Genomic DNA, 17,151 nt, shown 5'->3' with positions numbered 1-17,151 from the left:
CTCCGTAAAATAGATCCGACGTCGATAAGCCATTCCAACACTCCATCTTTGCTCTCAAAGTGAAGTGTTGCGTCGATCCATTGAGACCGCCCCGCAAAGCAGACGTTCGCTACACTAGGCGTGAACGACTGCTTTGCGGACAAAGTTGCCCTTTGAGTTGCAAGGCAATTCCGGTATTTATTTAGGTAAGAAGCTTTTGCTAAACCGCTGCAACAGCGATAACCAGCGGCGGCCTGCCTGGAAAAAACTTGTGATCAAGCCTTCTTCAGAATTGCTTGCTGTATCGCGCCGTTGGAGCATGAACACCAGCAGTGGTGATCAGATAGCTTTGCCCAATTTTCTGTCCGACAGCGAAAACCTTCGCTTTCTCGGGTCCGCGAGTGGCGAGAACTGGTGCGGACAGGAAGTAAGAGACGCGGTTGTCGCGTATTTCCAAGATAAGCCTGATATTCTGCACATGGAGGAGCTTTTCGCTGAAGCCTTTGAAGCAGGCGACATCGGATGGGCCACCATCATTAACAAGGTCACTTTAGTGGGCAGGTCCGAAAAACCGTTCGAATTTCGCGATACGCTGATATTCGCGCTGGAGCAAGGGAGCTGGAAAATCATCAGTCGGCACGGCTCTGTGCCAACACCAAATCAAGTCATCATGGGGATGGAGCAGACGTCAATGTCTCAACTGGCCGAGGCAGCGCGTGAGAGTATGTCGTTGGGCCAAACCGAGGGACTTGCTTCCGTCATGTTTACGGATGTTGTGGCATCCTCCGTCATCGCAAACACACTGGGAGACCGTGCGTGGTCTGCGAAGATCAATGCTCATTTTGCGGCAGTAAAACAGGTCATTGAAGCGAATGGAGGCCAATTCGTCAAAACACTTGGCGATGGCACGATGTCGTCTTTTGCGTCAGCTCGATCTGCAATGTCGGCAGCAGGTAAAATTCAGCGTGATTTGGCGAACGAAATTGCCGAGCCCCGGCTCGCCGTCAGAATTGGAGTTCACACTGGCGATGTAGTGCAGTCCCATGAGGATTTCTTTGGCTCGGTTGTCAATATTGCCGCTCGTATCGCGGCTGTTGCGGGTCGAGGCGAGGTTCTTGTGTCTGACGTGACGCGTGCATTGGTTGGTGATGATCCAAACCAGAAGTTTGAACTTTTGGGCGAATTTGAATTGCCGGGTCAACAAGGTACAAGCATTTTGCATGCCATGAATTGGCGTTCTTGACCGTCTGAAGTGATGGTCCGTTTAGGGCTCAAACGACCCGTCCGGAATCGCCGCGGACAAGTGGCAACCATACACAGCTTTGTGGAAATTCTGGCATGATACACACTTAACTCAAGAGGAGAAATAATAGGACTCCATGCGGTCTTTCATAGCGATATCGCTCAACGACGACGTAAAAGCCGCTTTTGCGCCCATGCAACGCGCGCTGCCGGTCGGCCGACTGGTATCGTCGGACAACATGCATTTGTCGCTAGCTTTTCTGGATGATCAGACCGAGGAGGCGTTAGAGGAATTGCATGAAGAGCTTTTGATACTTTCAGCTCCACCCTTCGGTGTCACCTTTTCAAGGATCGAAAGTTTTGGGCAGGTTCTGGCTGTCGTGGTGGAGGATTGTCCAGCACTCATAGCTTTGCACCGAAAAGTCCAGACTGCCGTGCGGCGAGCCGGGATCGTGCTGCCCCGTCGGCGCTTTCGCCCGCATGTGACGATTGCTCGCTTCAAACCAGGACAACACGAGGCGGTTCAACTCGTCCAACGTCCTTGCACTATGAGTGCCTTGCCAAAGATGCCGGTGACCGGCTTCACCCTATACCAATCGACCTTGCGTCCCGAAGGTGCCCGACACGAAGCCTTGGCGCATTATATCCTCAGGTGACGGGCTGCCGTTGCAGCCAAACCGGCCAGCGCTTTGCATACATATGCGACAAAAAAACGATCACTGTTGATCGCCCGCCCAAATCGCTCATTGGTGCGGATGCAGCGATTACTCAGTTTGTCCGCCACCCTGCCTTTACGCGCCAGCACTCCAAACGGCCCGGATCAGGGGGCTGAGTCACCGCCTAGGGTAAATACCGCCGGACAAATCTACACTCCGCAGCGGAATCGCAGATCAGACAGCCGTCAGGAAGGTGGGGTTGCCGCCCCGCTTACGCTTTTACCGATTCAAGGAGCTTTTTGCGCAAGGTGGCGAAGAAGCCCTAATGGACCTTAACCGCCTACTCCCTCAGCAGGCAATCAACTGTGGAATCGAATGAAGAATTGCGAACACCAGAGCCACATAGGCGGATATTAAGGTGGATACGATATGCTCTCAATCTGGATTCTACATGAATTTCAGATAATTGCAAAGACTGAATGGTGCCCCACACGGAATACATAAAGTAAGGTAAGTATATGCTTCTAAATTATAAAACTTAAGCACATACCATACGATACCCCGAATGGTACCCCCAGTAGCGAAATTACCTGGCCTGCATTTGCAGTGTACTTACCGTGAACATTAGCCATGTAGAGGCCAATTTTGACCTCGAACACAACTACGCCCTCAAAAACCAGTCGTTCGTATGATACGAGCTTTGCTATGAATCTGGCAGCGAGCCAGTTTCAACGGTTTGAACATTGAAGGCAGCAACCTGATCATTCGCTTATGCATGCTTTAGTTACCGCTAAGCGGACAAAACGGTCATTGCCTCATGACCAGGTAATGACCGCGGTTAGCCCAAAGCGGACATGTCCGTTTCACACATTATGTGCCTCCTCAGGGAGAGGGACCGCAAAAGCGCCGGTGCTTGCGATGCCCCGGAACTTGCACAATAAACATAGCCCATCGCGCTGCGTTTCACTAAGCTGACTGAGTTTTCCTGGTTCGTGGAGGAACGATTGTGCGGTGGATAAGACCACTGATTGCCGGAGTATCCCTCCCGTGCCTACTTTTAGGTCTTCTGTTTTTTGCGGCCTCGCTGACCCCCTCCCTCATTCCACGCGAGCCGATGGTTCAGGGATTATTAGGCGGAATCTTGGTGGCGCTTGGCTATCTTCTGGGGCGTATGCTCGAACTGATTTGGCAGGCCGCTGATCTGCCGCGCATGCGCGGACGTCTAGCGCTTGTCGGCAACATTGTCTTTGCGGCTCTTGTTTCCGGAATTTCAATATGGACGCTGACCTTCAGCTTTGAATGGCAGAATGAGCTACGCGCAAAAATGGGGATGGAGCTTGCAGATGCAAAGCACCTGGCGCAGATCCTCTTGGTAGGGACCGGAACCTTTGCGCTTTTTTTTCTGATCGGCGCGTTCGTGGCGGCCCTGTTCCGATGGGTCAGAGACCGCTTCTATCGCTTCATGCCGCCGCGCCGGGCCAATGTTCTGGGCGTTGTGACGGTCGCCCTGCTGCTCTTCGTCGTCACCCGCGACGGCATTTTCGACCGGGTGGTCACGGGCCTCGATGAAAGCTTCGAGGCTGCTCAGATGCTTTTTGATATCGCGCCTGACCCGCCCGAAAGTCCGGATCAGGCCGGTTCCGAAGCTTCTCTGATTGACTGGGCGGCGATGGGTCAGCCCGGCCGAGATTTCGTCCTGGATGGCCCGGACGCCGAAGCGATTTCCGCCTTCACAGGCAAACCCGCACTGGATCCAATACGGGTCTATGTCGGCCGGGCAAACGGCGAGTCACCGCAAGAGCGGGCCGAACTGGCACTTGCAGAGCTAAAACGGCTGAGGGCTTTTGATCGGGAAGTTCTGATCGTTACTAGCCCCACAGGAACCGGTTGGATGGATCCAGGTTCTCACGATCCAGTGGAATATATGCACAATGGCGACATCGCGACGGTTAGCGCCCAGTATTCTTACCTACAATCGCCTCTGGCACTGGTTCTAGAAACCCGGACCGGCCTCGATCAGGCGACCGCGCTTCTCGACGTGGTGCACTCCTATTGGCGGACGCTGCCAAAGGATCGCCGCCCAAGATTTTACGTACACGGTCTGAGCCTTGGTGCCTGGTCGTCGATGTACTCCACAAACCTCTTTCGCCTTGCCGACGACCCGATCGATGGGGCCTTTTGGGCCGGTCCGCCGTTTCCGTCACGGTTCTGGCAGCAAGCGCAGAACGCGCGCGAACCTAGCAGTCCATGGGTGCTCCCTATCATTGGGAACGGATCGTTCGTCCGATTTGCGTCGCACTTCTCGGACGCCTCTCAAGCCATCGCGGAATGGGGGGAGATGCGGATCGTATTCCTGCAGTACTCCAGCGATCCGATCGTCTTCTACGATCCGAGTTCGCTTTGGCGGGCACCGCCCTGGATGAACGAACCTCCGGCTGAAGATGTTTCAAAGCATCTCGTTTTCATCCCGGTAGTCACGCAGTTTCAGTTGGCCCTCGACATGGCGTTATCTTTTGGCACGCCACCAGGACATGGCCACGCCTACTATGCGCAGGATTACATCTCGCCCTGGGTCGAGGTCACGGCCCCTGCTGACTGGACTGCTGCTGACACCAAACGACTGAAAGCGCATTGCGATATCGGGTACCAGCTTGGATGCCGGAACCAGTGAACCAGTGTTGACGTTCCTTAATCTGTCTTGCGAACTCGGCACAGGCCGTCACTAGAAGCTGAGAGAATAATCCGCATTCCTGAGAAGCGGCGCAAGGTGAGCGTCTGCTTCGGGCTCGAAGCAGTCGTTCGCTGCACTCGGCGTGAACGACTGCTACGCGGACGAAGCGGTCACCTACGAGCCATATTCAGCGTTGAACCAATTCTTCGCCCTTAACAGAAGATAGTCAGCGGTAGGAAAGTCGGAAAATGATCAGATCTTCGTCATGTGGACTTTGCCATCCTTCATGATCAAATCCAGAGTGTTCTGGTAGTCGATAACAACACTGATGTCCTCGGTCGGATCGTCGCTGTAGAGTAGTATGTCTGCCCAGGCACCCTCCTCGATGACACCGAGTTTGGCTGCTCGATACGGGTTGCGTGAACGAGCGAGTTCAAAAAGCTGTCCGTTTGATGACGTTGCTTGCTTGAGCATCTCCGTCGGTGTGAAGAACGGTGAACGCTGTTGGAACTCCAGCAAAACCGTATCCAGCATCGATGATGCCGCGTCGGTTCCCCATCCAATTTTGACACCGTACTGCTTGGCCCAGCCCATAACTTGCTCATAGCCGGCGACAACCTCCGCAGCTTTGCGCCGGTTTTCATCAGTGAAAAAGGGTACATCCATAAGGCCCACGGGGTTGGAGAGGCTGCTGAGCCACATGCCGGCATCTGCCATCATCGCGACGGTTTCTTCTGACATGAGATGGCCGTGTACGTTGTCCGCCACCCCAGCGCGGATCATGCGCTGAACGCTTTCGTCGTTGTAGGCATGACAAGCAACATACGTATCGTAATCTGCGGCGGCTTCGACCGCTGCGCGGAATTCATCTTCCGAATAACCGACCGATTCCAGCGGATCCTTTACGGACGCGACTCCTCCGCCAGCCATGACCTTGATATAAGCTGACCCGTTTGCCAGAGCTGTTCGAACAGCCCAACGAACATCACTTGGACCATCCGCAAGGATGGACCAACCGGAAGTGAGAGAGCGGTTCGCATCGCTGGATAAAGACTCTGTTCCACCGAGATACCTGAATCCGCCAAAGTCTCCATGTCCCGAGGTCGCGCCAACAAAATGCCCCGCAGACATGATACGCGGACCGTCTATATGTCCAGCGTCGATCGCCCGGCCTAATTCAATTGAAGGCCCGCCGAGGTCTCGGATAGAGGTCACGCCCATGTCGATGAGTTTCTTGGCCTGCGGGATCGCCGCGTACGCTGTTGTGTAGATTGTCTCCGACAATACGGCCCGCAAAGGATCGACCGTAGGCCCAAGCATCACGTGTTGGTGCGAGTCAATCAAACCAGGTATCAAGGTGCGACCGCCGCCATCAATCTGCATGGCGTCTGGTGCTACGATGGGCTCGCGTGAGATCGTGGCGATAAACTGGCCTTCTACGAGAACACTGCCATTTTCAATAAGTGCGTCGTTCACGCCATCGAAGATATTCACGTTCGAAATCAACGTTAAAGGAGCCGCTGATTGGGCACGGGCAGGAACGCGCGCCGTAGCACTCAGAGCTATACCGCCGATTATTACGTCTCTGCGGTTGATATAACCTGACTTCGCCATTCTTTTTTCTCCTGTCGCCGTTGTTCGCAGCAAAGCACAAAAATCATATTGAAACCTGTCAGATTTGACATCGGCGTGTAGGTTTCTTGTCTTTCGTGACAAGAGTTGATTAATTTTCGCTAGTTTGTTTGAAGGAGGCTGTGATGGCACCTAAGCGAGCGGATGTTCCACTCATGCGCGCTTCTGTTCTGTCGCCATTTATTGATCGACTGACCAGCACCGATCGAAATGTTATTTTCGACCGGCTAGAAATGACCTCGGCAGATTTGGCATCGGGCTCTCAACTGGTCGCTGCAGAAACAAGCTACAGGGTCGTGGAGTGGTGTGCAGACCTTTCAGGCAACAAGTACTTCGGATTAGAAGCTGGCCTTGCGCTTAGTATCGAAGACTGGCCTCCATTCCGCGATGCTGCCGGAACTTCGGTCACGCTAGTCGACTTCTTGTCTAAGTTTTCTGCCACTGCGTCACGTTATGCATCCAGTACACGCTATTCGCTAGAGTTCGGTGCAGAAGAGTGCATGTTCCGCCAGATGCGTACTTTTCGCCCGAGTGCTTTACCTGAGCAAGCCGATGCCTTCGCCGTCGGCCTCTTGGTCGGATTGCTCAAAAAAGCCACTGGGAAAAGCTGGGATATGAACGAATTGCAACTACAAGTCTGCGCACCTGAGTTTATTGACCATCGGGCGCTTGCCTCAGCAAGGAAAATAGCCGGTGACCGAATGGGTGTGTCATGTTCATTTCCGATGGCATGGCTGTGGGAGAATAGTGACTTCGCACAAGGCGATTTAAAAGAGGCGCGTACCGAAACAGAGAAACTACCCAAGGAACTAGAAACAATTATCGAACAAGTAATTAAATCCGGCGTTTCTGTTGCCGAGATCAATGGAGCACGCTTGGCGAAGGAATTGGGGGTCCCCGCTCGAACTCTCAGGGAACGGCTCAGGAAAAGCGGCACAAACTTAAGAAACGTCATCGAAGTGGTCAAAAAAACAGAAGCCGAAAGACTCCTCGTTCAAAATTCAATGTCGGTGACCAATGCCGCTACAAAACTGGGTTACAAAGATCCGGCGAACTTCACACGTGCCTTCAAACGGCTAACCGGGAAAAGCCCAAAACAGTTTAAGCGAGACTCAATTACATTCCGATAACAGCTTGGCGGCTTGCGAAATTGAGAGCAAGAAAATGTCTCCTTTGGGCTCGAAGCCGTCTTCCAAGCATTTTTGATAAACGTCAGCTTTCGGGTCATTTGCAGCCGCTGACTCCCTGCGATTTGGATGGCAAGGCCACGCATTTTGCGGATGGGTCACAACTTTCTGATTCAAGCCACATAATATCAATGATTTAGCCCTGGCATGTGTCACGCCTTTATTGGCGGCGGCCACAGATTTTAGAGATCCGAACCCTCACTTTGTTCAACAGAAGCGGACCGAACTTCCTCGTGCCGCAGAGAGCAATTGAGGTTGATATGCCCAAGTTGACACAAGATCAGCTGGCGGAGCGGTGGCACATGTCGCCGCGGACGCTGGAGCAGTGGCGCTGGCTCGGAAACGCGCTTCAAGACTTTCTGTCTATGCACGGTGAGGAGGTCTGCTTGGACCTTGGCTCCGGTGAAGAACTGAATGTCACGGCAGCGGCCTGGACTGCCTTCATTTCTTGGGGTGCGAACTGCTTCGACCTCCCTGACACAAGCAGGAAGCGGCGCGCCCTGAAAAATGCGCTCAGCCAACTGGAAGATTTGGGCCTTATTGCGACATCGTCGCACTATGTGTGGCTGGTTGATTGATCAGCATAAAGCTAGCTTATGAACGCTTGGCTCTGACACTACATACATACTACTATTCTAAGTAGTATGTATGTATGTCGGCACCGGCGGGCGGCAGTGTTCGAATAGAGATACGTTCAAAACCTGCGCCAATTCGCCCAACAGATGGGCTTGAGCTAGTATCCCGCGTCACGCTTGACCTGACAGCCTCATCAGAGATTCATTGTCTAGCCGTACATATGGGCTACCGGACACCATCGTCTCCAACTCCTCCAATGAACATTCAGTCAGGTCACGTGGCCCAGTGTTAGTGACTGGTTCGGGACGTTTGGGCGGCACCCACCCGAGCCGGTCCAGCACGTCCCGTGCGGCCTGCAAGCGCAGCTGAGGGCTCGCAGTCGGACTTAATAGCACCTCCTGCACAACCCCCAACGCGGCGGGGCCCAAGGCCTTCAACCGGTCATTCATGGCATCGCGCACCATCTCCGTGACTTGCGGATCACGCAGCCACCTATAGCCCATGCTGTGTGCCGAAGGCTTGGGGACTCCTGCATGCAATGCCGCCTGAGTGGCGTTACCACAATCAGCATAGGCTTCGGCGAACCTTGCTCTCTTAGCCCAATCGGCTGCTGCCATCCCACTTTTCCCTTACAGTCACTATAGGCTAAGCCTAGCCTAAACAGGCAGCATTGATCGTCCTTCTAAGGTGTGAGTTTGGGTGAAACCTTGCACTGCGGTGCACGAAATTGCAGGGAGAATTCAGGGTTATTTCCAAAATCTTTGCTCTCGGTTTCGACCATAACTTTGCACTCCAAATTTCAGGAGTGTTTCGCGTGCTGCCACCGTTCCTGGTCGGCGATGCTCGCCTCTCCCATCGAAATTTCCGAAGGAGACGAACGGCCCAAAGCGGACCTTCACGCGTCGGGCAGTGAAGGTCCGAATTAGCGACAATAAACTCGGTCTGGTGCAAGAAGCCGCCAGTGAGGGGCTGCCTTTTGAGCTCACCCAACGCAACTTAAACCTAAGGTCATGAGTCAAATATCAGGAACACATAGGTCATGAAGGCGGCCAGGTGCACGACACCCTGAAGCGCATTGGTGCGGGTTCCGACAAAGGTCAGGATACTGATCCCTATTGTCAGGGCCAGGAGCACGATTTCCGCGCCGCCGAGCCCAAGTTCGATGGGAAGCCCAACAAAATGTGCCGCGATCAGCACAGCGGGCACTGTTAGGCCAATGGTTGCCAAAGCCGACCCCAGACAGATGTTCACGGCCCGTTGCAGTTTGTTGGCCCGCGCAGCGTCCAGCGCGGCGAGTGCTTCGGGTGTCAGGATCATGGCTGCAACCAGAAAGCCACCCAACGCGACAGGTGCGCCAAATTCCAGCAATTTGAAATCGACAAACAGCGCCAGTTTTTTGGACATCAAAACCAGGGGCAACATCGCCAGCACCAACCAAAGAACATGGAAGCCGATGCTTTTGGTTTCCAGATGATGCGCATCCGAACCGCCGGTTGTTGGCAGGTCTTCCTCAGGCTGTCGAAAAATCTCGGGTTTGCCGGCGGTTTGGTAGACGAGGAAAATCCCGTAGAGCACCACGGACATGGCGATCATGAAGACAGTTTGCAGAGCCGACAGACCACCGCCCGGGGCGGATGTGGTGAAGCTTGGCAAGACGAGGCTAACGATGGCCACTGGCAACAACACCACAAGGTAGGCATTGGCACCCGAGAGGTTGAACACCTGCAGCCCGTGCCGCAGCCCCCCAATCAGCAGGCTGAGACCAACCAATCCGTTCATGACAATCATCAACACGGAAAACATAGTGTCCCGCGCCAGTGTCGGATTGTTGTCCCCGGTCAGCATAACAGCTGTGATCAGAGCCACTTCGATGCCGATCACCGACAATGTCAGGATCAATGTGCCATAAGGCTCGCCAAAGATGACGGCCAAGCACTCGGCGTGGTGCACCACGCGGAAGACCGCGGACAGCATCACACCAAAAATACCGCCCAGCAGGAGCCAGGACATGCTGGAACCCATGGCCGTTGGCTTGATGATGTCGCCGGCAAAGGTCACGGCAACAAATACGAGCCAGATGAGCAGAGTGGCTTTTTCTGCGCGAAAGAGGTTTGTGGAGGGGGTGGTCATGATGGTCTCCTACCTTACCGTTTCTGGGTGGGGACGGATTTGAGGCTGGTGGTTTCGGTCGCCTTAAAGTGGGTTTGTTCCGCTCTGGCAGCCGGGGCCACTGTTTTGATCCTGAAAGCGGTGAAGCCCGCGAAGACGGCCATCGCAAGTACAAGCATCCAGCCCATGGCTGCATCGCCAAACACCGCCGAAAGCGCGCTGGTCATGAGTGGGCCTGCAATGCCGCCGATGGTGAAGACAAACAGCATTGTGACAGCGCTGGACGCGACATAGACGGGCACAGTGCGGTCCATCGCGTGAGCCAAAAGCAGCGAGTAGAGGGTGAGCATCGATCCGCCCAGCAGGATCAATCCGGCGAGCATTGCAATGTATAGTGGCGTGCCCACGATGGCGGAGTGGCGCGCACCGTCGCCAGTGGCGAAAGTGGCGAAGGCCGCAAGGGCGCCGGTTGCGACTGTCGCCGTCACTACAATGACGCAGCGCCGATCCATGCGGTCTGACACAAATCCAAGCGGATAAAGAAACAGGATACGCCCGACGTAAATCGCAGCGATGCCAATGGCCACATCCGCGGCATCAATGCCAATGACAGCCGCCCGATACGGCACAACATTCATGAACACGGTGGACACGATACCAACGGTGAGCGCGCCGAGGGCGGCAGTCGGCGCGTCTTGAAACAGCGCCTTGAAACGCACATTTGCCCGTTCTTTGCCCTCGGGCGGCGTACTGGGCGTGGCGGCGATCACCACAATAGCCAGACAGTAGAGCAAGGACATCAGCACAAAAGACTGGTTCAGGTCGTCGGGTGTAACGATGACGAGAACCTGACTGAGAACCGACATCAACCCGAGGATAATGGCAAACACGGCAAGCAATCGGCCCCGCGATTTTTCGTCGACGGTTTCGCTGATCCAGGCGTCACCGATGGCAAATAGGCCCGCGGTTGCAACGCCGGTCATCAGGCGCACGATTAGCAGCGTGGGCTCGTTTTCAGTCACGGAAAACAGCAGGGCGGCAGCGGTGCATATGGCCGCCGCCGCAGAAAATGCACGAATATGTCCAATGCTGGTGATCCACCCTGCAATGTAGAAACAGCCAATCAGGAATCCCAACGAGTAAGCAGCGGGCGCCAGCGCGGCGATTTCCTGAGACGCGCCGGTTTGGGCAAAATAGAGCGCGACGATGGTGCCCGATGCCGCAGTCACCAGCTGTATCGCCGCGACCGCGACAAACAGGTATTTCAGGGTGTGGATTTGATCGCTGAACCGGGCCATGGAACTGCTCCAGGAAAGAGAGAAAAAGTGGGCCGCGCCTGACGCGCGACCTGCTTTAGTTTGGAAAGTTGACTTTGACTTCGACGTTCAAGCCGGGAATAAGGCCGCGCTCAAGATTTGGAATTTCCGCCCAGATGCGCAGGGTTTCGTTCGCGGCCAGCACGCTTTCAGCAAAAAGCACGCGGCCACCCTGCGCCAGTGGCTGAATGTCACCTGGCAAATGCAAGTCGACCTGAAAGCGCTCCATCAGAGCACTCAGGCCCTCTGGCGTCGACTGGTCCAGCGCGATCAGGGATTTGTACGGCATTCCGTACACAACGCGAACCGTGTCTGTGTGCACAATCTGCGCCAGCGCTTGACCGTTTTCTGTGTCCAGATAGGTGCCCACCTGTTTGTGGGCGAGCCCAATTTGCCCCGAAATCGGCGCCCTGATCTGTGTCGAAGCCAGCTCAAGCTCTGCCAATGCACGGTGCGCCTGCGCCTCTTGCAACGCCACCTTGGCGAGTATCAGCCGGTCCATAGCGTCTTGAACGGCCTGTTCGGAAACCGCACCGCGCGTGCCAAGTTTCGCCTGCCGTTGCGCCTCGGCCTCCGCTGTTGCCAATTCGGCCTCACGACGGTTTTCGACCGCCCGGCTGGCGGCGAGCTTTTGTTCGTAAGCGGGGGCCGCAATTTCAAACAGCAATTGGCCTTTCTCAACCGTATCGCCCGGCTTGAAATGCACCGCCGCAAGGATGCCGCGCACCGAATTGGCCACCAGGGCGCTCTCACTGGCCTCTATCCGTCCGGCAAATGTCTCTGCGGCGAGCATGTTGGTGAAGTCTTTAACAGGCTCTGCATGGGCACTGTGTGTCATCAGAAGACCCAACAACAGAAGCGGGAGTTTTGCAAAAACGGTCATTGTTGGTCACTCCAGATGCAGGTCAAAGAAGGTGTTGAGCTCACGCCAAGCGTCATGAGTCTCTGGCGCGTTTACGAAGAAACCTGCCATGTAGTCGCCGTGTGACTGGCCGTCGTAGACATGTAGATCGGCGGCAACTCCGGCGGCGCGCAGGGCGCGGTGCATGCGCACCGTGTCGCTCAGCAACAGGTCGCGTGTGCCGGTCAGAAGAACCGTCGGCGGCAGGTTGTCCAGATTGGCGTAGATCGGGGACAGTCGCGGATCGGTGCGGTCGATACCGTCCCCATAAATGTCAAACGTGCCTTCAATCACACCCTCGCGGGCACCAAGCGGATCAAGACCCTGCAACGTGATCCAGCTATCCGACGTCTGCGCCAGATCCACAGCGGGCGTGCCGGCCATAATGGCTCCAGGTAAAGGGGTGCCCATGTCGCGCAGTTGTAAAACCGTTGACAACACCAGGTTGCCCCCCGCAGAGGTGCCAAACATCGCAACTTTGGCTGGATCATGGTCCTTGATAACTTGCTGCCACACGGCGATCACATCATCTGTTGCGGCAGGAAACGGATGCAGCGGTGGGCGGCGATAATCGACGGACACCACCTCAACACCCAAACCATGCGCCATCCAGATCGCTTCGGCCATGGCGGCCTCACCACCATTAAAAACAAAGGCCCCGCCGTGCACATGCACAAAAACGGTGTCCGCCCACCGGGGATCAATGGTGGTTGGCGTGACACGGTAGGTGGTCACCCCCGCCACGTTCTCGATGGCGAATTGAGCGCCGGTCATCTCAAGCAAACGTGCGACCCCTTGCAGGGAAGCGGCGTCAAACTCAGCTTGCAACGTAAGCCATTGCTCGGTGGAGGATGGCGTTTCGGCATGCGTACCAACTTGACGGCTTTCGATGAGCCCGGCCAATTCCGGGGACACGCCCGCAGGAACCGGTGCGGTCCGCGCCGCCATTGGCAGACCTTCAACCACGGGCTTTAAGCTGTCTGCGGTGGCGACCGCAGGCACCGAAAGAGCCGCAATCAGTGCGCTTGTCAGAACAACTTTCAGGACGGAACGGCGTTTCATGTTTGGTCTCCAATTTTCAGTTTGGGTCATTCGTTTTGCTAAACTGAAGGTAATTTGTGGGGGGAGGCCACGCCACTTCCAAAAGTGATCATTTCACGACAAACTGTCCGTCATGGACACGGTTTTGCAAAGCACCTTGGCGTTTCGCCCCGCGCTACAAGGGCTTGACCAAATTGCATCGCCGCGGGTGTCCGAACATGCCCTGAAAGAAGCCGGACTGTCACGAGCGGTAATGGAAGACCCGACGGTGTTCCTCCCCTATCGGCTTCAGGCGCGGTTCATGCAAGCCGCCAGCCTGAAGATCTCCGAAAAACACATCGGTGCCTATATCACGCAAGACTTCCGCTACGCCTCCTTTGGGGCCTACGCAGACTATGTGCTCGGCGCGCCGAAACTGGATGTGGCTCTGGCGCGGGCTGAAAAAATCCTGCCGTTCCTGCAACGGGGGTCAGTTTTGCGCACCCGCGTGGTTGGCGATCATTTTGTGCTTGGGTTTGATGCCATGCTCGGCGGAATCGCCGGGGCAAATTTGATCGATCAGGACCTGCCGTTTGTGCTGCAGTCTGTGGTGCGCGAGTTCTGTGGACGCCGCTGGCGACCGAGCTGGGTGGAGATTCCAGAGGTGCACCGAGGCACCGAAACCGCGCTGCAGTACATCTACAATGCAGAGGTGCGTGTGGGGGGATCCGCCGCCAGCATTGCGATCCCTCTGTCAGAAATCGAAACCCCTAATCCGCGGACAACCGACGAGAGGCTGGCGATGACGTTGGCAGGCATCCGCGATGTGCGGTCGCGGCAAACGCCCTCAACCACCAAAGAGGTGGTTGGGAACGCCTTGCGCGCGCAACTCGCCATGGGGCACGCCGACATCGAAACGGTGGCGGCCACATTGGGTGTCAGCGTACGCAAGCTGCAACGGCAACTCACTGCGGAGAACACCAGTTTCAAAGAGATCCGTGTGGCTGAACAGACAGATCGAGCCAGGTCGCTGCTGTCGGGCACTGACCTTTCTGTCGCGGAGGTTGCCTTCAATCTTGGGTTCAGCGAGGTCAACAGCTTCCGCCGCACATTTGCCAGCTGGTTTGGAATTTCACCATCTAAGTTTCGCAAATTGAGCGGTACGTAGGTAGCAAGGCCTCAATTGAGCGGCCATTGGCGCAATGCGCAGCGAAGGTTCAGTTTCCGCCGCACTCGTCAGTGCTGCGAATACCACTTCCACTAACCTGAGCTTTGCCATGGCTCTGGTTCCCCAGGCGATTGCGCCGAAGTGCAAAATTCATTGGAAATGCAAAATTATGCCCGAACCTACATACGCGCGCGTGAGCCAACACTACGATGGCAAATTTGAGAAACAGTCTGCGCTCGGTCGGGCGGCTGGGGAGGTGCGTCAATCAGCGGGACTCCTACCGGCGGGGTTTATCCCCGCCCCCCCCCCCGCACTTGAAGCGTCTTGCCGCTCTGAGCATTCTAGGTAGGTTCAAGCAGTTCAGGCTGATACGTGAGAACGCGACAGGCAAAATGATGTTGACCTGTTGCATCAATGTCGTCCGTGAATAGTCCGTTAATACCGGACGCGCCTATCTGAAAAGCAGTGGCGCGGATGTCGTAAGACGTTGTTTTTCATTTAAAAAAGTGGTGAGCCGTGCAGGATTCGAACCTGCGACCCACTGATTAAAAGTCTTATTATCCCATTTTCGATAGCATTATAGCCAATTAGATTGAACAGTATATTCTCTTAAATAACAGAATTTTTAGCGTGCAGAGGTTTCTTAAAGACCCTTCCCAACCCTCCGCACTTTGCTTACCTTGTGCTTACCCAATCCGTCCGAGACCAATATGCCCAACGTCAGATTAACAAAATCAAGTGTCGATCGCCTTTCAGCAACAAACCGGGACACGATTTATTGGGATGACGGTCTGCCGGGTTTTGGACTCCGCGTGAAAACAACCGGTGTCAAAAGCTTCGTAGTTCAATATCGCAACAAACAAACCGGACGGTCGAAACGCAAGACACTTGGGCGATATGGGCCGACCTTGTCATTGGGCGCCGCCCGCGAAATGGCACGCGCGATTCTTGCTGACGTGGTGCGTGGCGGAGACCCTGTCGCGGACGCTCAAACGCTCAGGCATTCACCAACGGTGAACTTACTTGCCGAGCAATACATGACCGCACATGCGGAGCCAAAGAAACGTCCCGGTAGTGTTCGGAATGATCGGTCAATGCTGGACCGATACATTCTCCCCAAGCTTGGTGACCTTAAAGTCATTGAAGTGACGCATCAGCATGTTCAGAAGCTTCACAATCAAATGCGTGATACTCCATATCAAGCCAATCGCACTCTGGCCCTCATGTCGAAAATGTTTGAACTGTCTGTGCGCTGGGGTCAGCGTTCTGACAATCCGGCGCGCGGCATAGAAAAGTTTCCCGAGGAAAAGCGGGACCGCTGGCTGTCGGACGATGAGCTGCAAAGGCTGTTGGTGGCTCTGTCAGAGCATCCGAATCAGGTTGCAGCCAACGCTATCCGACTGCAACTCCTGACAGGTGCACGGATCGGCGAAGTCCTGACGGCAAAATGGGAAGACTTCGATTTGGATCGAGCGGTCTGGACAAAGCCGTCGCACCACACAAAGCAAAAGCGACGAGAGCACCTGCCAATATCGTCAGCAACCTGTGATTTGCTTGCGGCAATGAGCGCAGGGGATTCTCCTGAGAGTCGCTGGTTGTTTCCGGGACGCTCTCCGGACCAACCGTACAAAGATCTGAAGAAATTTTGGAGCTCGGTCACCACATCAGCAGGCCTTCAAGACTACCGTATCCACGACAATCGGCATACGCATGCGTCGCATCTCGTTTCCAGCGGTCTGAGTCTGCCTATAGTTGGTCGATTGCTTGGACACACGAACCCGTCTACCACGCAACGCTACGCGCATCTCGCAGATGACCCGTTGCGGCAGGCAGCGGATGTGATGGGTAAGAAGATCAGCGGTGAAAGTTCCTGAAACCTGAGAATTTCCTGTGCTGAAGACACGCGAGCGGCAATTAGACTGCAGCTGTCGGCACAGTGTCGATGTTTGGGACGGAAGGGAATGGACGGAGATATAAGATGTCCAAATCTCTACTTCCCGTTGTCACAACGCGTCGTCCGCCTTGGAACAAAGGCAGACTAGTCGGACAGAAGCGGCCATTGCAGCCAAAGCAAGTCTGGGCCATTCGCGCTCGGCTCGAACTTGCAAACAAGCTGAGAGACCTAGCATTGTTCAATCTTGCCATCGATAGCAAGTTGCGCGGGTGCGATCTCGTCCGCCTGAGGGTTAACGATCTCGCCGTCGGCAATTCTGTTCGCGATCGGGTATCCGTTGTTCAACGTAAAACTGCGAAGCCAGTGCAATTTGAAGTGACGGAGAATACACGTGAAGTCGTGTCGCAATGGGTCTCTTCTCAATATATGCATGGACAACGGTATCTGTTTCCAAGTCGTATGCATGCTTTGCCGCATCTTTCGACCCGGCAATACGCTAGGCTTGTCCGGGAATGGGTGTCAGCGATTGGTCTCGATCCGTCCAGCTACGGCACGCATTCGCTTAGGCGCACCAAAGCAGCTTTGATATACAGAAAGACCGGAAACCTACGTGCCGTTCAACTTCTGCTCGGTCACAGCAAAGTGGACAGTACGGTGCGTTACCTTGGCGTCGAGCTTGAAGACGCGCTTAGTATTGCCGAACGCATCGATCTTTAACCTTTTAGGCGGGCGGGATCGTCCGCTCGCCGCTCCCAAGCAGACATTCGGAATCTCTCGTTAATCTTCCGCTTTGAGCCCAA

14 protein-coding genes are annotated in these 17,151 nt (G+C 55.1%); 8 read left to right on the top strand and 6 right to left on the bottom strand.

The annotated features are described in order from the left end of the window. Nucleotides 1–145 precede the first annotated feature (145 nt). The 3 genes from ACR0KN_RS16285 (at nucleotide 146) to ACR0KN_RS16275 (ending at nucleotide 4,548) form a co-directional block, all read left to right on the top strand. Complete coding sequence (locus tag ACR0KN_RS16285; RefSeq protein ID WP_480655004.1) at nucleotides 146–1,222, top strand: adenylate/guanylate cyclase domain-containing protein; 1,077 nt, start codon at nucleotides 146–148, stop codon at nucleotides 1,220–1,222. Nucleotides 1,223–1,358: 136 nt separating this feature from the next. Continuing rightward, nucleotides 1,359–1,877 (top strand): RNA 2',3'-cyclic phosphodiesterase, encoded by a 519-nt coding sequence (thpR, locus tag ACR0KN_RS16280; RefSeq protein ID WP_480655002.1) that lies wholly within the window; start codon nucleotides 1,359–1,361, stop codon nucleotides 1,875–1,877. A 1,144-nt stretch (nucleotides 1,878–3,021) separates the two neighbouring features. Further along, the gene (locus ACR0KN_RS16275; RefSeq protein WP_480655000.1) at nucleotides 3,022–4,548 is read left to right on the top strand and encodes an alpha/beta hydrolase; all 1,527 of its coding nucleotides are present in this window, start codon (nucleotides 3,022–3,024) and stop codon (nucleotides 4,546–4,548) included. 252 nt (nucleotides 4,549–4,800) lie between these two features. On the opposite strand, the gene ACR0KN_RS16270 is transcribed toward ACR0KN_RS16275, so the two are convergent. Then, nucleotides 4,801–6,162 (bottom strand): amidohydrolase family protein, encoded by a 1,362-nt coding sequence (locus ACR0KN_RS16270; RefSeq protein ID WP_170547273.1) that lies wholly within the window; start codon nucleotides 6,160–6,162, stop codon nucleotides 4,801–4,803. Nucleotides 6,163–6,305: 143 nt separating this feature from the next. On the opposite strand from ACR0KN_RS16270, the gene ACR0KN_RS16265 reads away from it, so the two are divergent. Both ACR0KN_RS16265 and ACR0KN_RS16260 read left to right on the top strand, forming a co-directional pair. Next, nucleotides 6,306–7,310, top strand: a complete 1,005-nt coding sequence (locus ACR0KN_RS16265) for an AraC family transcriptional regulator (protein WP_170547270.1) — start codon at nucleotides 6,306–6,308, stop codon at nucleotides 7,308–7,310. A gap of 317 nt (nucleotides 7,311–7,627) precedes the next feature. Then, the gene (locus tag ACR0KN_RS16260) at nucleotides 7,628–7,945 is read left to right on the top strand and encodes a hypothetical protein (protein ID WP_480654998.1); all 318 of its coding nucleotides are present in this window, start codon (nucleotides 7,628–7,630) and stop codon (nucleotides 7,943–7,945) included. A 168-nt stretch (nucleotides 7,946–8,113) separates the two neighbouring features. Here the strand turns inward: ACR0KN_RS16260 and ACR0KN_RS16255 are convergent, their stop codons facing one another. From ACR0KN_RS16255 to ACR0KN_RS16235, 5 genes are all read right to left on the bottom strand, one after another. After that, entirely contained in the window at nucleotides 8,114–8,560 is a 447-nt protein-coding gene (locus ACR0KN_RS16255) for a terminase small subunit (protein ID WP_480654996.1), read from the bottom strand. A 391-nt stretch (nucleotides 8,561–8,951) separates the two neighbouring features. Then, nucleotides 8,952–10,073 carry a calcium:cation antiporter gene (locus ACR0KN_RS16250; RefSeq protein ID WP_480654994.1) on the bottom strand — a complete coding sequence of 374 codons (1,122 nt, stop codon included), beginning with the start codon at nucleotides 10,071–10,073 and terminating at the stop codon, nucleotides 8,952–8,954. 14 nt (nucleotides 10,074–10,087) lie between these two features. Then, the gene (locus tag ACR0KN_RS16245) at nucleotides 10,088–11,350 is read right to left on the bottom strand and encodes an MFS transporter (RefSeq protein ID WP_480654992.1); all 1,263 of its coding nucleotides are present in this window, start codon (nucleotides 11,348–11,350) and stop codon (nucleotides 10,088–10,090) included. 55 nt (nucleotides 11,351–11,405) lie between these two features. Then, the gene (locus ACR0KN_RS16240) at nucleotides 11,406–12,206 is read right to left on the bottom strand and encodes an efflux RND transporter periplasmic adaptor subunit (protein ID WP_480654990.1); all 801 of its coding nucleotides are present in this window, start codon (nucleotides 12,204–12,206) and stop codon (nucleotides 11,406–11,408) included. Nucleotides 12,207–12,257: 51 nt separating this feature from the next. Continuing rightward, a complete protein-coding gene (locus tag ACR0KN_RS16235; protein WP_480654988.1) occupies nucleotides 12,258–13,331 on the bottom strand; it encodes an alpha/beta hydrolase in 1,074 nt (357 codons plus the stop codon). Nucleotides 13,332–13,443: 112 nt separating this feature from the next. Here ACR0KN_RS16235 and ACR0KN_RS16230 point away from each other — a divergent pair, with 112 nt between their 5' ends. From ACR0KN_RS16230 to ACR0KN_RS16220, 3 genes are all read left to right on the top strand, one after another. Next, entirely contained in the window at nucleotides 13,444–14,457 is a 1,014-nt protein-coding gene (locus ACR0KN_RS16230; RefSeq protein ID WP_480654986.1) for a helix-turn-helix transcriptional regulator, read from the top strand. 710 nt (nucleotides 14,458–15,167) lie between these two features. Then, nucleotides 15,168–16,331, top strand: a complete 1,164-nt coding sequence (locus ACR0KN_RS16225) for a site-specific integrase (protein ID WP_170542185.1) — start codon at nucleotides 15,168–15,170, stop codon at nucleotides 16,329–16,331. Nucleotides 16,332–16,435: 104 nt separating this feature from the next. After that, a complete protein-coding gene (locus tag ACR0KN_RS16220; protein ID WP_170542186.1) occupies nucleotides 16,436–17,068 on the top strand; it encodes a tyrosine-type recombinase/integrase in 633 nt (210 codons plus the stop codon). The last annotated feature ends 83 nt before the right edge of the window (nucleotides 17,069–17,151 follow it).

This window comes from Ruegeria sp. AP7, from assembly GCF_056539905.1.
The sequence above is the reverse complement of the archived record's forward strand: the minus strand, read 5'-3'. Positions and strand labels throughout refer to the sequence as shown.